This is a genomic window from Serratia sp. AR11 (assembly GCF_056376275.1).
This window is the reverse complement of the sequence record NZ_CM150739.1, coordinates 2,131,489-2,150,121: the sequence shown is the minus strand read 5'-3', so window position 1 is coordinate 2,150,121 and position 18,633 is coordinate 2,131,489. Positions and strand designations below refer to the sequence as shown.

Here is an 18,633-nt window from a genome sequence, read left to right as displayed (position 1 = left end):
ATCGCTTCGGGGGCAATTATGCGTGTTGAAGTCACTATAGATAAAACCAAACCGCTACCGTCAGGGGCCATCGAAGCTCTGACCAGTGAGTTGAGCAAGCGGGTAAACCGCCAATTTCCAGACACTGTGGTTCAGGTCCGTTATGCCGGTTCCAATGGGCTTTCGGTTCTGGGCGGCCTGAAAACAGATAAAGATCTGATCGCGGACATTCTCCAGGAAACCTGGGAAAGTGCTGACGATTGGTTTAGCGCAGAATAATACTGCAATGTAGTTTTTGCCGGGGGTCGCTCTCCGGCTTTTTTGTATTTGGAACCCGACACAACGCGGTTTAATTTTCCGCTGGAAGAAAAGCCTTATCTGGTCTGTACTGAATGCTTTAACAGGAGGTATTTAAGATGGCCCCGGACAAGGTAAAAACCGAAGAAGCGATGACCTTTGGCGAACTGCTGGCGCTGATTGCCGACCAAAAACGGCGTTTGAGCGTGCTGGAGGTGGCATTTTCCTATCTGGCTTTTGGTCTGGACGACAAAGCCAATCAATTGCTAATTCACAGTTTGAAGCTGGAATCGCAAAACCAAAATCGTGATGCCGAAACCCAGCAGCACTTTGCCCATCTGGCCCTCGAGCTGGAAAAACGATTGCACAGTGTTCCACGCCCCCCCGATGTTGAATGAATGTGATGTCTCCGTTCTCACGTCTTTGCGTACCGACGTGTAGAATAATCACTCAAATAAATAATTATTTTGCAAAAGAAGGCAGGAAAGTCTCCACCGCTGTAGCCAGATGCGTATACTGTAATTGCTCACATGATGATGGGCCGCATTGATCCTCGTTAGTCACTCACGGTAGTCACTACTCAATAAGGGGTCTTTATGGACAGAAATGATGAAGTAATTCAGACACACCCGCTTGTTGGTTGGGATATCAGTACTGTCGACGCTTATGACGCCATGATGATACGCCTTCATTACCTGTCTTCACGAGATCAGACACCCGAAGATGCCCAAGTAGACAGAACGCTTTGGCTCACCACAGATGTCGCACGTCAATTAATCAATATCTTAGAAGCCGGCATCGCCAAGATTGAAGCAACGGATTACCAGGACCTTGATCGTAAAAAGCACTAATTCACTGTACCAAAATGCCTAAGGCGCCAGCGATTATCTCTGGCGCCTTTTTCTTTGTCTGCGAGCGGCACAACGGGTGCATTGCGGCTTCCAACCTTTTATCATAACGAAATAGCAACGTATAACAGAGAAGGTATGGCACGTGGAATATGACTTAATTGTTGTGGGCAGCGGTTCGGTAGGCGCGGCGGCAGGTTACTATGCGACTCGGGCCGGCCTGAAAGTATTAATGATCGACAGCGCCATGCCCCCACACCGTAACGGCAGCCACCACGGCGATACCCGCATCATCCGCCATGCTTACGGTGAAGGCGAAAAGTATGTGCCGCTGATCCTGCGAGCCCAGGCCTTATGGAATGCCCTGATTAAACAAACTGGCGAAGAACTGTTCCAGGACTGCGGCGTTCTGAATATGGGGCCGCTGGATTCTGAATTTATCAACAACGCCCAGCACAGTGCACAAAAATTCCGCCTCAATACGCAAAGCCTTAGCGCAGAACAGATTAACCAGCGCTGGCCGGAATTCAATGCACCGGAAGGCTACGTGGGGGTGTTTGAGCCTGACGCCGGGTTCCTGCGCTCGGAACAGGCCGTTGCCAGTTTCATCAAACTGGCTAAAGATGCCGGCTGCAGCCAGTTGTTTAATTGCCCGGTTAGCGCAGTCCAGCCGATTGACGGCGGTGTGGAAGTGATCACCCCAGAAGGCCGCTTTCAGGGGCGTAAAGCCGTGGTCACCGCAGGGACCTGGGTTAAAGCCCTACTGCCACAGTTACCGATCGCGCCACTGCGGAAAGTTTTTTCCTGGCATCAGGCGGATGGCCGTTACAGCGTCAACAACCGTTTCCCGGCATTTACCGTCGAAGCGCAGGACGGCAACCACTATTACGGGTTTCCTGCCGACAATGACGGCTTGAAAGTGGGTAAACACGATGGTGGCCAACCAATGGAGACACCGGAGCAGCGCAAACCTTTTGGCAGTTTCACTACGGATGGAACTGAGGTTTTCCATTTTCTGCGCCAATTTTTACCGGGTGTAGGGGTATGTTTACACGGTGAAGCATGCAGTTATGATATGAGTCCTGATGAAGATTTCATCATCGATACCCTGCCAGAGTGCGATCGCTTAATGGTCATCAGCGGCCTGAGCGGCCATGGTTTCAAGTTTGCCAGCGTGTTAGGTGAGATCGCCGCACTGTTTGCTGAAGATAAAACCCCTCCGGTGGATATCACTCCTTTCTCACTGAAACGCTTCATTTAACCCTTTCTTGCTGACTTAATCGCAGCCGCCAACTCGCGCTGGCTGCGGTTTAGCCTTTTAGTTACATACCGAAATCATCATAGTAATCTGAAATCTATCGTAAAAAATATTTCAACGGAAATTTCTGGCGTAAGTATCCGGATTTCCGAATTGATCCCCTGTGGTGTAAGTTCTATTTTACAGTTGATATGCCCCTGCTAATTCTTCGAACAACAAGGACGTCACCATGAAACTGCTTGTCGTGGACGAATGCTGCTTCACTCGGGTCGGGATCGATAACTATTTTACGGACAATGTTTTCGCCCAGATAAAGTGTTGTCACAGCCTGGAACAGGCGACCCCCCTACTGGAGCACTACCGACCCAGTCATATCCTGGTCAACCTGACCAAGCATTGCCGTCATAGTGAAGATGATGCCCAACTGCAGGCTTTTATTGAAGCCACCCCATCGGCATTGCTGTTCATTTACCTGGACACCCCCTATCCCTATAGCGAAGCGCCAATGCGTATCGCCGACCATGCTTTCCTGTTCAATAAAGCCACGCTGCCGGTGACATTACGCATGATGCGGGAAAAACCGGTGTCACTGATGGATTGCAGCGTTGAACATTCGCTGTTCAGCCCGCAGGAACTGACGGTAATGAAGCACTGGATGGCGGAAATGCCCAATTACCGCATCGCAAAAAAGCTGCAAATCAGCTCGCACACCGTCTATGTTCACAAGCGGCATATCACAGAGAAAATCAACGCCCGCAACCGGCTGGAATTTTATTCGCTGTACAACGTGCTGCGTTACTTCTATCCGCCAAGTGTTTCTGCCAGCCCAATGTCATTGTCCTTACTGGCGGTTTGATCAAGGTAGGCTGATTTTAGCGGTGAAATTGGCCTATCTACACGCTTTGCACTATCGGCAGTATTAACGCTGTCCGCAAAAATCTATACTCTGCCAGTCCCTATCTTTTGGCTGGTGAGAATGCTAAACAAAATACTGTCGGCGATCGTCAACAACGTACGCGAACATTTGGTGCTGTATATCTGCCTGTGGCTGGTGTTGTTGGCGCTGGACGTCTATTTCTTCTTTATGCCTTAATTCATGTCGCCCACTTTTCCCCGCTTGCGCTTTAACCGTTTTGGCTTCCCGGAACAGGTCACTGGCTATGAAGGCCGTGGTGTCGTGATAAGTCAGGGAAAAGTTTTCTTTACTCCGGAGTAAGCGGTTTACCCGGCTGGCCATCACCGAGAATCACCGCCAATTTATGCCCACCTTCGGTGGTCTCCAGCGCGATACGGGTAATAATGGTCAGGGGCACCGACAACAACATCCCCACCGGCCCCATCAGCCAACCCCAGAAGATCAATGACAGGAACACCACCAGCGTTGACAGCCCCAGCCCACGCCCCATCACACGCGGCTCCAGCATATTGCCAATCACCAAATTGATGGTGATAAAGCCTGCGGCCACTACCAGAGCATCGCCAAATCCGTTAAATAACAGAGCCTGAATCAGCGGCGGAACGGCGGCGATCACCGAGCCAATATTGGGAATATAATTCAGCAGGAAAGCCAGCAGCCCCCAGATGAAGGCAAAACGCACATCAATAACCGCAAGGAAGGCCCATACGATAATCCCGGTCGCCAGACTGATCGCCGTTTTGATCAGCAGATAACGGGTAACGCCGTCCAGCGCACGCTGTATATTGGCCATACCTTCACTTGGCTTATCCAACGCCTGCTGCAATTTGTAAGGTAATAGCTGCACTTCGAACAGCATAAATACCACGGTCATCAGCAACAGGAAGATATTGGTCATCGCGCCGGAAAACCGGCTCAACAGGCGAGTGATCAGATTCATCGCCGCACTGGGATCGACGTACTGCAGCATCGCCTCGGTGGAAATGGTAATGTTGAAACGGTCGGCGTAGTGCTGCAGTTCGCTCAACTTTTCCAACATCAAGCCGCGATACTGCGGCAATGAGCGAGCAAATTCGTTCAGAGATGCCCCCAGCACACCGACAAACAGCATCAGCAACACCACCACAACCACCACCAGCAAGCTCACACCCAGCACCCGGGGTACCCGCCAGCGCTCGAGCTGTGCCACCAGCGGATTCAGCACCATCGCGAGGAACAGTGCCAGCAGGAAAGGCACCACAACATCCACGGCCGCTTTCACACCGGCAAGAATAATCACTAACATCGCCAGCATAATGGCCAGCCGCAGGCTGCGATCGGTCAACAGGGTTCGGCCCATACATTTCCTTTGCGTTAATAGCGCAGGCCCAAAGGGCCATCAGATGAGTGTTATGTTAGCAAACTCTCCCTTCAGGCCGCAGAGGTATTACTCCGCGAATTAAAATCCCCGTTTTGCCAAATCCTGACTGGAAATAATCGACAATCTTGACTAGGGTTTATTTGTTAAAAAAATTCACGGCACTTACGCAACATGACAAAAGTTGACAATAATATATAAATCCCTTTGTTTTCAACTCATAACATAAAAATAATATGTCTCCACAGTAATCACTTCAACGATTTCACTGATTGACTTAACGCTATCTCAGCCAAATTCTCTGATTAATATTATTAAGAAGTAACATAGTTAAATTTATTATTGATTTTATGTTTCTTAAAGTTTAATTATTGCAGCCGGATAATCAGGAAAGTAAGGAAACAGGATGCTGTGGAAAAATACCGCCAATCGTTTTGGTCATATTTCAGTGCTGATCCACTGGCTGGTCGCACTGACGGTGTACGGCATGTTTGCCCTGGGCCTATGGATGGTCACGCTGGGTTATTACGATGTCTGGTATCACCAGGCACCGGAGATTCATAAAAGCATCGGGACACTGCTGTTTATCGTTATGGTGGTTCGGGTCATTTGGCGTTTCGTTTCACCGCCGCCCAAACCTTTGGCCAGCTACGGTCGTTTTACTCGCGTCAGCGCGATCCTCGCCCATCTGGCGTTATATGTCGTGCTGTTCAGCATTCTAATCAGCGGGTATCTGATTTCGACCGCTGACGGTCAACCGATCAGCGTTTTCGGTTGGTTCGACATCCCCGCCACCGTCACCGGCATGGCGGAACAGGCCGATACGGCCGGTACCATCCACCTTTACCTGGCCTGGGTCGTGGTAGTGCTTTCAGTTCTGCACGGTCTGGCCGCGCTTAAACATCACTTTGTTGATCGTGATGTTACTTTGAAACGGATGCTGGGTAGCAGCGCCGATTAACCTTTGGATTTATGGAGATAGCTATGTTGAAGAAAACCGTACTGGGCCTGACCGCAGGCGCAATGCTGCTGAGCGCCGGTTCCGCGCTGGCTGCCGACTACAAGATTGACAAACAGGGGCAGCACGCCTTTATCGAATTCCGCATCCAGCACCTGGGTTACAGCTGGCTGTACGGCACCTTCAAGGATTTTGACGGCGGCTTCACCTTCGACGAAAAAGATCCGTCCAAGGACAAGGTTAACGTCACGATCAACACCGCCAGCGTCGATACCAACCACGCTGAGCGTGATAAACACCTGCGCAGCGCCGAGTTCCTGAACGTGGAAAAGAACAAACAGGCCAAGTTTGAATCCACCGAAGTGAAAAAGAACGGCGAAGGCTATGCGGTGGTTGGTAACCTGACGCTGAATGGCGTGACCAAACCGGTCACACTGGACGCCAAACTGATCGGTCAGGGCAACGACCCATGGGGTGGCTACCGTGCCGGCTTTGAAGCCAACGGTAAAATCAAGTTGAAAGACTTTGGCATCACCACCGATCTCGGCCCGGCATCGCAGGACGTGGAGCTGATTATTTCTGTGGAAGGCGTTCGCGCGAAGTAATGCTTACTAAAGCGCGGCAAGGCTGCCGCGCTTATCAACAACTCAGTTTGCCGAGTCTTTATCTTCTTCCGGTGCCGGAATGTGCATCGTGGTCTGCAATAACCCTTTCGACTTATTGAAAATTTTGATGCCATTTTCACGGCCGGCTCGCCGCGCGCGCTGTTCTTCACGCGGCAACTTCAGCTCTTCGCGGCAGATCTCGCTGCAGCAACCTTCAAATTTGGCCGCACAGCTCGGGCACTGAATAAACAACAGGTGACAGCCGTCATTCAGGCAGTTGGTGTGAGTATCGCAAGGCGCACCGCACTGATGACAATTGGCGATCACATCGTCAGAAATTCGCTCACCCATACGCTCGTCAAACACAAAGTTTTTGCCAACAAACTTCAGCGGCAACCCCTGTTCTTTTGCCTTACGCGCATACTCGATAATGCCGCCTTCCACGTGATAGACGTTCTTGAAGCCGTTATGCAACATATAGGCACTGGCTTTTTCACAGCGGATCCCGCCGGTGCAGTACATGACAATATTTTTGTCTTTATTGTCCTGCAGCATCTCAACCGCCATCGGCAGTTGGTCACGGAAAGTGTCTGAAGGCACTTCGATAGCGTTTTCAAAGTGGCCGACTTCATATTCGTAATGGTTACGCATATCGACAAACAGCGTATCCGGATCGTCAATCATCTGATTAACGCGATCGGCCTGCAGATACTCACCGACATTCGCCGGGTTGAAGCTCTCGTCATCGAGGCCGTCGGCAACGATGCGTTCACGCACTTTCAGGCGCAGCACCCAGAAGGATTTTCCATCGTCTTCCAGGGCGATATTCAGCCGAATCTGGTCCAGCGCCGGATGTGAGGCAAAGAGTGCGGCTTTGAACGCCTCGAATTTATTCTGCGGCACGCTGATTTGCGCGTTGATCCCCTCTTTCGCCACATAAATGCGGCCGAACACCTTCAGCTTGTCGAACTGAACGTACAGGCTGTCGCGAAACGCTTTGGGATCTTCGATGGTGAAGTATTTATAAAAAGAAACTGTGGTGCGCGGCTCGGTTTCCGCCAGCATGCGCGCCTTCAGTTCCTCATTAGAAATTCGGTTATGTAACACTGGCATGGTGTACTTTCCTGTCTTTCGGGAGGTGACTGATTTAAACACGCGCCGACCGCCGGCCCACGCGCGGCGCACATAATACCCGATGATGTGAAGCGCTGGCAACTTGACGCTGCTCGCAAATCCCGATACTCCTGACAGTAGTTCCCCCCTATTTATCACGGTTCAGGAGGACGTCATGAGGCAGCTATTTACCCCCATTGCGCTGGGAAAACTGAATTTACCCAACCGTATTATTATTGCACCGATGTGCCAATATTCTGCCGACCACGGCAAAGCCACCGAGTGGCATACCCTGCACCTTGGGCATCTGTCCTTGTCCGGTGCCGGTCTGCTGATTGTCGAAGCCAGCTCGGTCGCCCCCGAAGGGCGCATTACGCCCAGCGACCTCGGTTTGTGGGGCGAGGCTACCGGGGCGGATGCTCAGCGCCCGCCCCGGCATTCGGTAAAACCGGAAATCACCGTTCCCGCAGCCAGGGCGATCCCCGCCACCAGCAGCAACAGATTAAACTGCAGATGCGCACCCAGGCTGCCCAGCAGTGCTCCGCTGACCAACAATCCTGCACTCAACCATGTAGCCAACATAAGATCTCCCTAATAAATTGCGCAAGATAATACGCGTCTGTCGAGTATGAATTTTATCCTTTAGAGCCATTTAGCTTAATTTCCAGCCACTTTATATCCGTTCATCATTAAAAATGATGTTTTAATGCGGTGCCTTTTCACGTTCTTCGATAAAAATGCCACAATAGCCGGTTATAAACGGCAGAAAATAAACGCTTGGTCAAAAATCCTTCGCAGGAGAGACCATTCGAGAACTCTGTTATTATCATTAAATGACTGCTTCTAAGCTGAGAACACATGACTCAAGTTCCTTCTTTTAATCGCTCTTTACTGCATCCGCGTTATTGGCTCACCTGGCTCGGCATCGGTTTGCTTTACCTGTTGGTCTTGCTGCCTTATCCGATTATCTATCGCCTCGGCACTTCGCTTGGCCGTTTTTCCATGCGATTTCTCAAGCGCCGCGTGGCAATAGCCCAACGTAATCTGGTGCTGTGCTTCCCGGACATGCCGCAAGCCGAACGCGATGCGTTGGTGGTGCAAAATTTTGAATCCGTCGGTATGGGCCTGTTTGAAACCGGTATGGCGTGGTTTTGGCCAAACTGGCGTATCGAACGCTGGTTCCAGGTTAGCGGGCTGGAACATATTCAGAAGGCACGAGACAACCATCAGGGGGTTTTGCTGATCGGTCTGCACTTCCTGACGCTGGAACTGGGTGCCCGTATCTTTGGCATTCATAATCCAGGCATCGGCGTTTACCGGCCGCATGACAACAAGCTGATGGACTGGCTGCAGACCTGGGGCCGCATGCGTTCCAACAAATCGATGCTGGACCGTAAGGACGTAAAAGGCATGATCCGCGCGCTAAAGCAGGGGGACATCATCTGGTACGCCCCGGACCATGACTATGGCCCACGCAGCAGCGTGTTCGCCCCACTGTTCGCCGTAGAGAAAGCCGCCACCACCACCGGCAGCTACGTGCTGGTGAGAATGGGCAAGCCGGCCATTATTCCCTTTACCCCGCGCCGCCTGCCGGATGCCAAAGGGTATGAGCTGATTATGCAGCCGGCGGTGGAAAACTTCCCGCTGGATAATGAGCTCGATGCCGCCGCCTTTATGAATAAGGTGGTGGAGAAGGAAATCCTGATGGCGCCGGATCAGTACATGTGGCTGCACCGCCGCTTCAAAACCCGCCCGGAAGGCGAGCCTTCACTCTACTGACTTCTGACCCGCCGTTTGGCGGGTTAGTTTTTTATGCTGCAGAGCTTGAGAATCGTCAGTAACGGTGGGATGGTAAAGCCTTCGTAGTTCATCCTGGAGCCGTTATGTACATCGTTAGCCTGACCTACCATCGCCCGATAGAAGAAGTCGACAGCCACCTCGAGGGGCATATCGCCTGGCTGAAAAAATATTTCCAGGACGGTACCTTCATTGCCTCCGGCCGTAAGAACCCGCGCACCGGTGGTGTGATCCTGGTAAAAGGTATCGAGCGTGCGCAGTTGGACATCATTGTCGGGCAAGATCCTTTCAACGCCGTAGCCCACTATGAAATTACCGATGTCGCCCTCTCCACCACCTCCAGCGGTTTTGAACTGCTTGCCGGGCTTTAAATTCGCCTTTTTCCGCGCGTACAGCGCGGAATACTGCCAATATTCTATTTTTAAAACTTTATTTCATTTCCGGTATATCTCACCCCATATCAATTGATGCCACCTATAATTAAGCGCATACTTACCAGGCTAACTTTTTTTGCTTTGCACGATTGACTGCTTTTGCAAACATAGCCCTCTACCTTACGCAACAGGAACTTATGGCTCCGGCACCCGAACTCATCAACTGGAAACGCAATCTTTTTGTCGCCTGGCTGGGGTGTTTCCTCACCGGTGCCGCCTTCAGTCTGATCATGCCATTCCTGCCGCTGTATGTAGAAACCCTCGGTGTTACCGGCCACCAGGCACTGAATATGTGGTCTGGGCTGGTATTTAGCATTACCTTCCTGTTCTCTGCGATTGCCTCCCCATTCTGGGGCGGTTTGGCCGATCGCCGTGGGCGCAAACTGATGCTGTTACGATCGGCATTGGGCATGTCGATAGTGATGCTGCTGATGGGCATGGCGCAGAATATTTGGCAGTTTTTGGCGCTACGCGCGGTGCTGGGCCTGCTCGGCGGTTTTATCCCCAACGCCAATGCGCTGATTGCCACACAGGTGCCGCGCAATCGCAGCGGTTGGGCACTGGGTACCCTGTCCACCGGCGGCGTCAGCGGTGCATTGATTGGGCCGCTGATTGGCGGCCTGCTAGCCGACCAGTATGGCCTGAGGCCGGTGTTCTACATTACCGCCGGTGTGCTGCTGACCTGCTTTGTGCTGACGCTGCTGTATGTCAAAGAGCAGTTCACCCCGGTGCAGAAAAAAGACATGCTGCACGCCCGTCAGGTCTTCGCGGCGCTAAAAAGCCCCAAGCTGATCCTCAGCCTGTTTGTCACCACCATGATTATTCAGATTGCCACCGGATCCATCGCACCGATCCTGACGCTGTACGTCCGTGATTTGGCCGGTGACATTCATAATCTGGCCTTTGTCAGCGGCCTGATCGCTTCAGTACCGGGCGTCGCCGCGCTAATGAGTGCGCCACGGCTGGGCAAACTGGGCGACAAGATCGGCCCGGAGCGCATTCTGGTGTTTATGCTGATCGTATCGGTGCTGTTACTGATCCCGATGGCGTTTGTGCAAACCCCGTGGCAACTCGGCGTACTTCGCTTCCTGCTAGGCGCTGCCGATGGCGCACTGCTGCCGGCGGTACAAACCTTGCTGATCTACAACTGCACCAATCAGGTTGCCGGGCGGATCTTCAGCTATAACCAATCGTTCCGCGATATCGGCAACGTCAGTGGCCCATTAATGGGGGCCGCCGTCTCCGCCAGTTATGGCTTCCGTGCAGTATTCTGCGTCACCGCTCTGGTGGTGCTGTTCAACGCCGTTTATTCCTGGTGGTGTTTGCAACGTCGCCCGACACGAATGAGAGAAGACACCCTGCAGGAAGAGTAATAGCCGTATTTATCACCACTTCCTTCACTAAAATGGGTCGACGGCCCGTTTACCCTACTTTTAGTATTGATACCTTTCACACCTGCCTTGCCGGCCCCCTTCAGACAAATCTTAGTTTAATTGATTGTTTTTAAAAAAGTTATTAACTTTTAGCGCAATAAACCACCTGTCAATAACATTCCCTCCGCAACCAACATAAAAACCAGGAAAGGAGATGTTTGTCGACTTTTCATCTAAAAAATGGGATACAGGGACTAGACAAAACCACCATCCAGTTATCAAATGGTTAAATAATATCACGCTCAATGTAAACCATTGGCCAAGTGAAAAAAGGCCGACGCGCTTTCCACGGTTAACGGGCGCTGCGGCTGCGGTTTTGTCGGGTAATCCGCACTGGGTGGATCACCTTCCTTAAATACACATACATACCACAGTATAAGCTGCATAAATGCGGCACATTTTATTGGGAAGACGTTATGCAATCCTCTGTTAATAACCAAGAAAGCCGGACCTTCTTCGGCCACCCTTATCCGCTGGGATCCCTGTTCTTTACCGAAATGTGGGAGCGGTTCTCGTTTTACGGCATTCGCCCATTACTGATCCTGTTTATGGCCGCGACGGTCTATGACGGCGGCATGGGGCTGGCACGTGAGAATGCCTCGGCAATTGTCGGTATTTTTGCCGGCAGCATGTATCTGGCGGCCCTGCCGGGCGGCTGGTTGGCCGATAACTGGCTGGGCCAGCAAAAAGCGGTCTGGTACGGCTCGATTCTGATCGCTCTCGGCCACCTGTCGATCGCGCTGTCCGCCTTTATGGGCAACAACCTGTTCTTTATCGGCCTGATGTTTATTGTGTTGGGTTCCGGCCTGTTCAAAACCTGTATCTCGGTGATGGTCGGTACACTCTACAAGAAAGGCGACAACCGCCGCGACGGTGGCTTCTCACTGTTCTATATGGGCATCAACATGGGCTCGTTTATCGCCCCGCTGATCTCTGGCTGGCTGATTCGTTCCCACGGCTGGCACTGGGGCTTCGGTATCGGTGGTATCGGTATGCTGGTGGCGTTGGTGATCTTCCGCGTCTTTGCCGTACCGGCAATGAAGCGCTATGACAGCGAAGTTGGCCTGGACTCCACCTGGAACAGCCCGGTCGCCAAGAAAAACGGTGTCGGTGCCTGGTTGATTGCGCTGGCGGTCGGCGTGGCGGTGGTTATCACCCTGATTGCCCAGGGCATCATTGTGATTAACCCGGTAGCCGTGGCCAGCATGCTGGTTTATGTGATCGCGGCCTCGGTCACCCTGTACTTCATTTATCTGTTTGTGTTTGCCGGTCTGAGCCGTAAAGAGCGCGCCCGCCTGTTGGTCTGCTTTATCCTGCTGGTGTCAGCGGCCTTCTTCTGGTCAGCCTTCGAGCAGAAACCGACCTCGTTCAACCTGTTCGCCAACGACTATACCAACCGGATGATTGGCGACTTCGAGATCCCGGCGGTGTGGTTCCAGTCCATCAACGCCCTGTTCATTATCCTGCTGGCACCGGTATTTAGCTGGGCATGGCCGGCTCTGGCGCGTAATAAAGTGCGCCTGAGCAGTATCACCAAGTTTGTTATCGGTATTCTGTTTGCCGCTGCGGGCTTTGGCCTGATGATGCTGGCTGCACAAAACGTACTGAGCAACGGTGGTGCCGGCGTATCTCCGTTGTGGCTGGTGGGCAGTATTCTGATGCTGACGCTGGGCGAACTGTGCCTTAGCCCAATCGGGCTGGCAACCATGACGCTGTTGGCACCGGAAAGAATGCGCGGCCAAATGATGGGCCTGTGGTTCTGCGCCAGCGCACTGGGTAACCTGGCAGCCGGTCTGATTGGCGGCCATGTTAAAGCCGACCAGCTGGACATGCTGCCAGACCTGTTCGCACGCTGCTCGATTGCTCTGCTGATCTGTGCTGCGGTGCTGACCCTGCTGATCGTCCCGATCCGCCGGATGATGGAAAACACTCAGGGTAAAAGCGCACAGAAACCGGCAACCAACGCCTGATAACCGTTTCGCTTAACCCTTCAGCCAGCGCCCGGTGCGCTGGCTTTTTTTATTGTTCCCACGCCCGCTGTTGTAACACCACCCGGTAGCCGTCCAGGTCTTCGAATGTCTGTCCACTGGTATCCCAATAAGGGTTGTAGGCCGCGACGCGCCGAAAACCGGCGGCCAGCATTCGCTGACATCCAATCAGCCAATCCTTTTCATCCGGCAAGTAAAATACCATCAGATGATCCTGTGTCGGCGCCTTCCCCACTTTCACACCGCGATGGTGGGTAAACTCAAGGTGATAGCCGTGCTGCGGATGCCCAACCATCACGCCGTCGAATCCCTGATGATCGTCAAATTCGCCCAGCCGTTCGAACCCCAGCCCCTGACAGTACATGGTAGCAATTTCCTGCAGACGATCGGTCGGACGTGCAATACGCAGCACCGCGTTGGCTATTGGCATTATTTTCTCCGTATCAAGATGAATTCATACAGCGCCATGCCTACCAGCATGGCCGCCACGAACTGCCAGCCGGCCGAAGAACCGGTACCGGCGAGTACCCAGGCCGGTCCGGGGCAAATACCCGCCATGCCCCAGCCGATACCAAACAGCGCGCTGCCTGCCAGCAAACGGCCATCGAGGCGGCGGTTGGCTGGGATCTGCATCTCTTCCCCCAACAAGCTACGCTGTCGCCTGCGCGCCCAGTAAAATGCCGGAGCGGCCACCGCAATGGCACCCACCATCACCAGAGCCAATGAGGGATCCCAGTGGCCGGTAATATCGAGAAACGCCAATACCTTGGCCGGATTGGCCATCCCGGTAACGATCAGACCGAGGCCAAAAATGGCGCCACTCAGCAAAGCAAACAGTAATCTGAACATGCGATTAGCCTCCCACCCAGTGACGGACTGCCCATACCGTGGCAAAACCCAACAGCATAAATACCGCCGTGGCCGCCAGCGAACGCGGCGCCAGTCTCGCCGTGCCGCAAACCCCATGGCCGCTGGTGCAACCGCCACCCAACCGGGTACCCAAGCCAACCAACAAGCCGGCCAGCATCAGCCACAAGCTGCTGCCGCTGACCGCCATGGCCGGTAAGGGTACGGCAATACCGTACAGCCAGGGCGAAGCCAGCAACCCGACAAGAAATGCGACTCGCCAGGCTTTCTCTTTACCCTGGGGTGTCAACAGACCGCCGGTAATGCCGCTAATACCGGCGATACGGCCGTTAAACATCAGCAGCAGTACCACCGCGATGCCAATAATGCCTCCGCCGGCCAGGGCAGATACGGGCGTAAAATGCAGCCAGTCAATGGTCACGGTGTCTCTCCCGGTTGTGGGCAATAGAGTTGATACAGAGTGTTAAGTACTGCCAATGCCTTTTCATCACTCACGGCGTAGTAAATTTGCTTGCCTTCACGGCGTGTGGATACCAGCCCTTCCTGACGTAATACGCCCAACTGTTGTGAAAGCGTCGGCTGACGAATTTCCAACGCTTGCGCCAACACCCCCACTGACATCTCGCCCTGGCTGAGCTGGCACAATAACAGTAGGCGATCCTCATTACCCAGCGTCCGCAGTAATGCTCCGGCCTGCGCCGCTGCCTGCCGCATGCTGTCGATATCCATTACTTCCCCCAATACAATTTATAAAATAATATATTGTATATTTATAAACTATATTCCTCCACCGCACCATAGACTGGTGCGGAAGGTTTCAGCATGGCATGCTGCCGTTATGATTTTTCCGCGGACAGGGGATGCCCCGAACAATGCTGCTTTTCCATGACGCTGTGCCCGCCAACCGATCGATTGTGCCGGTTGCCAAAGATTATCAGCACGGCGATTTCGAGCCGCCCCACTACCATGACTGTGCGCAACTGATTCATAGCCTCAGCGGTGTGGTGCAGGTCAATACTCGTCAGGGAAGTTGGGTGGTGCCCCCCGGACGCGGCGTCTGGCTACCGGCGAGGGTTGAACACAGCCTGCGTATCACCGGCAAGGTGGCGGCAAGAGCGCTGTTGGTCGATCCGCTGGCGCGTGCCGATCTGCCGGCCTGTTGTGAAGTGGTACAGGTTTCCCCGTTACTGCGTGAGCTGATTGTCTGCGCGATGGATATCACGGCTGATTACCCCGTAGGGGGACGTGAAGAGCGAATAATGGAATTGATCCTGGATGAGCTGCGCGTACTGCCTATCTTACCGCTGAATTTACCTGAGCCGCGTACTGAGGCCCTGCTGAGGCTGTGTCGGCATATTCAGCAATCGCTGGCCCACCCCTGGGAATTAGAGCAGGCGGCCGGTTATATCAGCGTTAGCGGCCGCACGCTGTCACGGCGCTTTCAGCGTGAAACCGGACTGCGCTTCGGTGACTGGGTGCGCCGCGCCCGTCTGCTGGCGGCATTGAACGCCCTGGCCGCCGGGCATTCGGTGCTGGAAGTGGCGCTGAATCTGGGTTACGACAGCCCCAGTGCTTTCAGCGCCATGTTCCGTCGCCTGCTGGGCGTTGCGCCCAGTGCTTATTTCGCCAAATAGCGTGCGGCAACGTTGAACAGTGCCTGCAACGAGGCGCTGGCGGAATCGACGTCGATGCCCACGCCATAAGCCGCCTCACCGTGCGCTAACGTACAGCGGATATAGGCAACGGCGCGACTCTGGCTCTGATGTCCCAGCGTGTGCTCGTGGTAATCCTCTATCGCCAGGCTCAGACCAAAGCGCTGACGCAGTGCATCTACCGCGCTGGATAACAAACCGTTCCCTACCCCCAACAGCCGCTGCTGTTGCCCATCGAACAACACCCGGGCGCTGAAGCTGTAGGCTTCGACGCTGTGGCTCTCGGTCTGGTAGCTCAGCAATTGCAGGCGCGGTTGCTCAACCAGCCCATAGCTGAGGCGAAACAGTCGCCACAGCTCTGCCGTGGTCATTTCTTTACCGCTGCCGTCGGTAGATTGTTGCACCACCTTGCTGAAATCAATCTGCAGGCCACGCGGTAACGACAACCCATGGTTCTGTTCCAGCAGCCAGGCCGCTCCGCTTTTGCCCGACTGGCTGTTAACCCGGATCACCGCTTCATAACTGCAACCAACGTCCGCCGGATCGAGCGGCAGATAAGGCACCTGCCACAGACCGTCCTGCCGTTGCTGCTGGGCGGCGAAGCCCTTTTTGATTGCATCCTGATGCGAACCGGAAAAAGCGGTGAAAACCAGTTCACCGGCATAAGGATGACGCGGATGTACCGGCAGCTGGTTGCACTGCTCTACCACCTCCACCACCTGCTTCAACTGGCTGAAGTCCAGCCCCGGTGCGATGCCCTGGGTGTACAGATTGAGCGCCAACGTCACCAGGTCAACATTGCCGGTGCGCTCGCCGTTGCCGAACAGGCAACCTTCCACCCGATCGGCCCCCGCCAGCATCGCCAGTTCGGCACAGGCCACCCCGGTGCCGCGATCGTTATGCGGATGCACGCTGATGGTCACCCGATTTCGCTGACTGAAGCGCCGACAAAACCATTCAATCTGGTCGGCATAAACGTTCGGCGTACTGACTTCCACCGTCGCCGGCAGGTTGATGATCATCGGTCGCCCTGGGCCCGGCTGCCAGACATCCGCCACCGCTTCGCAAATCTCCAGCGCAAACTCCAGTTCGGTAAAACAGAAGGTTTCCGGCGAATATTCGAAGGTCCAGGCAGTTTCCGGCTGCTGCTCGCACTGCTGACGAATACGCAGCGCACCATTGACCGCAAGCGCCACCGTCGCCGCCTTGTCCTGTTTGAAGACAATGTCACGGAACATCGGCGCGGTGGCGTTATACAAATGCACAATAGCTCGTGGTGCCCCTCGCAGAGCCTCAAAGGTGCGATCGATCAGGTCGTCACGCGATTGGGTCAAGACCTGAATGCTGACATCGTCCGGGATCAACTGTTCATCGATCAACGAGCGGACAAAATCAAAGTCGGTTTGTGACGCAGAAGGAAAGGCCACCTCAATCTCTTTGAACCCGCACTGCAACAACAGTTGGTAGAATTGGCGCTTGCGGGCGTTATCCATCGGCTCCGCCAGCGCCTGATTGCCATCACGCAGATCGCTGGAACACCAGCGCGGTGCCTGCTGCAAGGTGCGACCCGGCCACTGACGCTCCGGCAAAGCCACCGGTGGGAACGGACGATATTTGATTGAAGGATTGGTTAACATGGCACTCTCCTGGGCTGTCATAAGCGATGCCTTATTATTTCCTACCGGGAAATAGCTTGCTCTCGCCTGGCAGACAACCATCGTCGCAAAACGGACAACAAAAAAATTTGCATCCTGCGCCAGTGCAGCAACAATTAATTTTGACGTCAGTCATGACAGTTTGGCCCTGCCAAAATCCTTTCGTTACCCTCACCACTGGAGACGACTATGAGCCTGTATGCAACCCTGGAAGATGCTATTGAAGCGGCGCGCGAGGAGTTTATTGAATCCGCCGAGAGCGGTAGCGACGATCAGCCGCCGGCAGTGCAACAATTCAATCTGCAAAAATACGTGATGCTGGATGGTGATACCATGTGGCAGGCCGAGTTTTTTGAACAAGAAGGCGAGTCGGTCGAATGCCTGACACTACGCAGCGGTGCGGCGGCCCAGGCTATTTTTGACGGTGATTATGACGAAATCGAAATTAGTGCCGAATGGATAGAAGAAAACACGCTGCACGAGTGGGAAGAAGGTGATTTCCAACTCGATCCGCCGTTGGATACCGAAGAGGGCCAGACCGCCGCCGACGAGTGGGATGAACGTTGAATAATAGCGGGCGGGAGCGAGTAAAATCCCGCCCATAAACCCCCCATAATTTTCCGAGAGGCAGCATGATTATCCGCCAGGCGCAACCCGAAGATTACCCCGCTATTTTGCAACTGCAAACACAAAATACCCCCGCAAATTTAAGCGACAGCCAAAAACGTCAGGGTTTTATTGTTTCGAGCATGAACGAAGCTCAGTTAGCCCACATTAACCAGGGTCTCGGTATTCTGGTGGCGGTTGAAGACCAAACGTTGGCCGGCTTTGTTTGCCTGATGACCACGGACGCGCAGCCGCGCCCGCCGGTAGTGGATGCGATGCTGGAAAAACTGGCCGGCGAGTCATTCAACGGACGGCCTTTGAGTGAACAACGGGTATTTATGTACGGGCCGGTGTGCCTGGATCCCGCCTGGCGCGGTAAAGGCGTACTGAAGCAGTTGTTCGCCGCCGTCAAAGCGCACACCCGGGAGAAATTCGACGTTGGCGCCCTGTTTATTGACGACAACAACCCGCATTCACTGGCTGCCCACCAGCAAGGATTAAAGATGACGGTGCTGGCGCCCTTCCACTGCGGCCCACAGGGGTACCAGCTGCTGGTGTTTACCACTCGGGAACAGACTTATTCGTAAGGCCCGTGCTGTGCATCAAACGGCAGCATAAAAGTATCCACCACCATCGACAGCGGCACATCGATCACCGTGACATAGCGCCAGGGAGTATCGCGCAGATCCCATTGCACACCCGGGTAATATTGATGGCCGTGCCCGGCGCCTGGCACTGTGCGGCTGATAATACTGCCGCAGCCGGTTAACACCGTCACGCCTGTTGCCAATAATGCCAGCCGAAGAAAAGAAGAGAGATTCACCAAATTGACTCTTAGCCCTGGTTGTTCTGAAAGTAAACAACGCCCGG

The 18,633-nt window shown here is 53.7% G+C and carries 24 protein-coding genes and 1 pseudogene; 16 read left to right on the top strand and 9 right to left on the bottom strand.

Going from position 1 to position 18,633, the window contains the following annotated elements; genetic code table 11:
- Positions 1-18: 18 nt before the first annotated feature.
- The 6 genes from dinI (at position 19) to ACSOSI_RS10175 (ending at position 3,475) form a co-directional block, all read left to right on the top strand.
- Positions 19-258, top strand: a complete 240-nt coding sequence (gene dinI, locus ACSOSI_RS10200; RefSeq protein ID WP_012006320.1) for a DNA damage-inducible protein I — start codon at positions 19-21, stop codon at positions 256-258.
- A gap of 137 nt (positions 259-395) precedes the next feature.
- Positions 396-674: a hypothetical protein gene (locus tag ACSOSI_RS10195; RefSeq protein ID WP_012006319.1), complete on the top strand. Its 279-nt coding sequence runs from the start codon at positions 396-398 to the stop codon at positions 672-674.
- A gap of 198 nt (positions 675-872) precedes the next feature.
- Entirely contained in the window at positions 873-1,127 is a 255-nt protein-coding gene (bssS, locus tag ACSOSI_RS10190; protein ID WP_012006318.1) for a biofilm formation regulator BssS, read from the top strand.
- A 142-nt stretch (positions 1,128-1,269) separates the two neighbouring features.
- Positions 1,270-2,385 (top strand): N-methyl-L-tryptophan oxidase, encoded by a 1,116-nt coding sequence (gene solA, locus ACSOSI_RS10185; RefSeq protein ID WP_476707010.1) that lies wholly within the window; start codon positions 1,270-1,272, stop codon positions 2,383-2,385.
- Between the two features lie 226 nt (positions 2,386-2,611).
- On the top strand, positions 2,612-3,238 hold the full coding sequence (locus tag ACSOSI_RS10180) for a LuxR C-terminal-related transcriptional regulator (RefSeq protein ID WP_012006316.1): 627 nt from the start codon (positions 2,612-2,614) through the stop codon (positions 3,236-3,238).
- A gap of 120 nt (positions 3,239-3,358) precedes the next feature.
- A complete protein-coding gene (locus ACSOSI_RS10175) occupies positions 3,359-3,475 on the top strand; it encodes a DUF2770 family protein (RefSeq protein WP_012006315.1) in 117 nt (38 codons plus the stop codon).
- Positions 3,476-3,584: 109 nt separating this feature from the next.
- Here the strand turns inward: ACSOSI_RS10175 and ACSOSI_RS10170 are convergent, their stop codons facing one another.
- Positions 3,585-4,637 carry an AI-2E family transporter gene (locus ACSOSI_RS10170; RefSeq protein ID WP_259188542.1) on the bottom strand — a complete coding sequence of 351 codons (1,053 nt, stop codon included), beginning with the start codon at positions 4,635-4,637 and terminating at the stop codon, positions 3,585-3,587.
- A 424-nt stretch (positions 4,638-5,061) separates the two neighbouring features.
- On the opposite strand from ACSOSI_RS10170, the gene ACSOSI_RS10165 reads away from it, so the two are divergent.
- A complete protein-coding gene (locus tag ACSOSI_RS10165; RefSeq protein WP_012006313.1) occupies positions 5,062-5,616 on the top strand; it encodes a cytochrome b in 555 nt (184 codons plus the stop codon).
- A 23-nt stretch (positions 5,617-5,639) separates the two neighbouring features.
- Positions 5,640-6,218 (top strand): YceI family protein, encoded by a 579-nt coding sequence (locus tag ACSOSI_RS10160; protein WP_012006312.1) that lies wholly within the window; start codon positions 5,640-5,642, stop codon positions 6,216-6,218.
- Positions 6,219-6,260: 42 nt separating this feature from the next.
- Here the strand turns inward: ACSOSI_RS10160 and trhO are convergent, their stop codons facing one another.
- The gene (trhO, locus tag ACSOSI_RS10155) at positions 6,261-7,331 is read right to left on the bottom strand and encodes an oxygen-dependent tRNA uridine(34) hydroxylase TrhO (RefSeq protein WP_476707009.1); all 1,071 of its coding nucleotides are present in this window, start codon (positions 7,329-7,331) and stop codon (positions 6,261-6,263) included.
- A gap of 175 nt (positions 7,332-7,506) precedes the next feature.
- On the opposite strand from trhO, the pseudogene ACSOSI_RS10150 reads away from it, so the two are divergent.
- Positions 7,507-7,740 (top strand): annotated as a pseudogene (locus tag ACSOSI_RS10150) (oxidoreductase); the annotation flags it as partial.
- Between the two features lie 11 nt (positions 7,741-7,751).
- Here the strand turns inward: ACSOSI_RS10150 and ACSOSI_RS10145 are convergent.
- Entirely contained in the window at positions 7,752-7,913 is a 162-nt protein-coding gene (locus tag ACSOSI_RS10145) for a histidine kinase (protein WP_476707008.1), read from the bottom strand.
- Between the two features lie 276 nt (positions 7,914-8,189).
- Between ACSOSI_RS10145 and ACSOSI_RS10140 the strand changes: the two genes are divergently transcribed.
- From ACSOSI_RS10140 to ACSOSI_RS10125, 4 genes are all read left to right on the top strand, one after another.
- Entirely contained in the window at positions 8,190-9,110 is a 921-nt protein-coding gene (locus tag ACSOSI_RS10140; RefSeq protein ID WP_012006309.1) for a Kdo(2)-lipid IV(A) acyltransferase, read from the top strand.
- Between the two features lie 104 nt (positions 9,111-9,214).
- Entirely contained in the window at positions 9,215-9,499 is a 285-nt protein-coding gene (locus ACSOSI_RS10135; RefSeq protein ID WP_012006308.1) for a YciI family protein, read from the top strand.
- Positions 9,500-9,699: 200 nt separating this feature from the next.
- Positions 9,700-10,935, top strand: a complete 1,236-nt coding sequence (mdtG, locus tag ACSOSI_RS10130) for a multidrug efflux MFS transporter MdtG (protein ID WP_476707007.1) — start codon at positions 9,700-9,702, stop codon at positions 10,933-10,935.
- Between the two features lie 476 nt (positions 10,936-11,411).
- Complete coding sequence (locus tag ACSOSI_RS10125; RefSeq protein WP_017892406.1) at positions 11,412-12,965, top strand: peptide MFS transporter; 1,554 nt, start codon at positions 11,412-11,414, stop codon at positions 12,963-12,965.
- 49 nt (positions 12,966-13,014) lie between these two features.
- Here ACSOSI_RS10125 and ACSOSI_RS10120 read toward each other — a convergent pair whose 3' ends face one another.
- From ACSOSI_RS10120 to ACSOSI_RS10105, 4 genes are read right to left on the bottom strand one after another with little or no spacing between them, the layout of a single operon-like run.
- Entirely contained in the window at positions 13,015-13,413 is a 399-nt protein-coding gene (locus tag ACSOSI_RS10120; protein WP_012006305.1) for a VOC family protein, read from the bottom strand.
- On the bottom strand, positions 13,413-13,832 hold the full coding sequence (locus tag ACSOSI_RS10115; protein ID WP_476707006.1) for a DUF6691 family protein: 420 nt from the start codon (positions 13,830-13,832) through the stop codon (positions 13,413-13,415). The genes ACSOSI_RS10120 and ACSOSI_RS10115 overlap by 1 nt, the downstream gene beginning before the upstream one ends.
- A gap of 4 nt (positions 13,833-13,836) precedes the next feature.
- Positions 13,837-14,271: a YeeE/YedE family protein gene (locus ACSOSI_RS10110; protein ID WP_476707005.1), complete on the bottom strand. Its 435-nt coding sequence runs from the start codon at positions 14,269-14,271 to the stop codon at positions 13,837-13,839.
- Entirely contained in the window at positions 14,268-14,579 is a 312-nt protein-coding gene (locus tag ACSOSI_RS10105; protein WP_476707004.1) for an ArsR/SmtB family transcription factor, read from the bottom strand. Before ACSOSI_RS10105 ends, ACSOSI_RS10110 begins: the two co-directional genes overlap by 4 nt.
- A 143-nt stretch (positions 14,580-14,722) precedes the next feature.
- Between ACSOSI_RS10105 and ACSOSI_RS10100 the strand changes: the two genes are divergently transcribed.
- Positions 14,723-15,484, top strand: coding sequence for an AraC family transcriptional regulator (locus ACSOSI_RS10100; protein ID WP_476707003.1), 762 nt, complete (start codon positions 14,723-14,725; stop codon positions 15,482-15,484).
- Here ACSOSI_RS10100 and leuA read toward each other — a convergent pair.
- Entirely contained in the window at positions 15,469-17,139 is a 1,671-nt protein-coding gene (leuA, locus tag ACSOSI_RS10095; protein WP_017892401.1) for a 2-isopropylmalate synthase, read from the bottom strand. The genes ACSOSI_RS10100 and leuA overlap by 16 nt on opposite strands.
- Positions 17,140-17,346: 207 nt before the next feature.
- On the opposite strand from leuA, the gene ACSOSI_RS10090 reads away from it, so the two are divergent.
- Both ACSOSI_RS10090 and ACSOSI_RS10085 read left to right on the top strand, forming a co-directional pair.
- Complete coding sequence (locus ACSOSI_RS10090) at positions 17,347-17,724, top strand: MysB family protein (protein ID WP_012006299.1); 378 nt, start codon at positions 17,347-17,349, stop codon at positions 17,722-17,724.
- Between the two features lie 65 nt (positions 17,725-17,789).
- Entirely contained in the window at positions 17,790-18,350 is a 561-nt protein-coding gene (locus ACSOSI_RS10085; protein WP_261276948.1) for a GNAT family N-acetyltransferase, read from the top strand.
- On the opposite strand, the gene ACSOSI_RS10080 is transcribed toward ACSOSI_RS10085, so the two are convergent.
- On the bottom strand, positions 18,341-18,586 hold the full coding sequence (locus ACSOSI_RS10080) for a YceK/YidQ family lipoprotein (protein ID WP_026142305.1): 246 nt from the start codon (positions 18,584-18,586) through the stop codon (positions 18,341-18,343). The two genes, ACSOSI_RS10085 and ACSOSI_RS10080, sit on opposite strands and share 10 nt — an antisense overlap.
- Positions 18,587-18,633 lie beyond the last annotated feature (47 nt).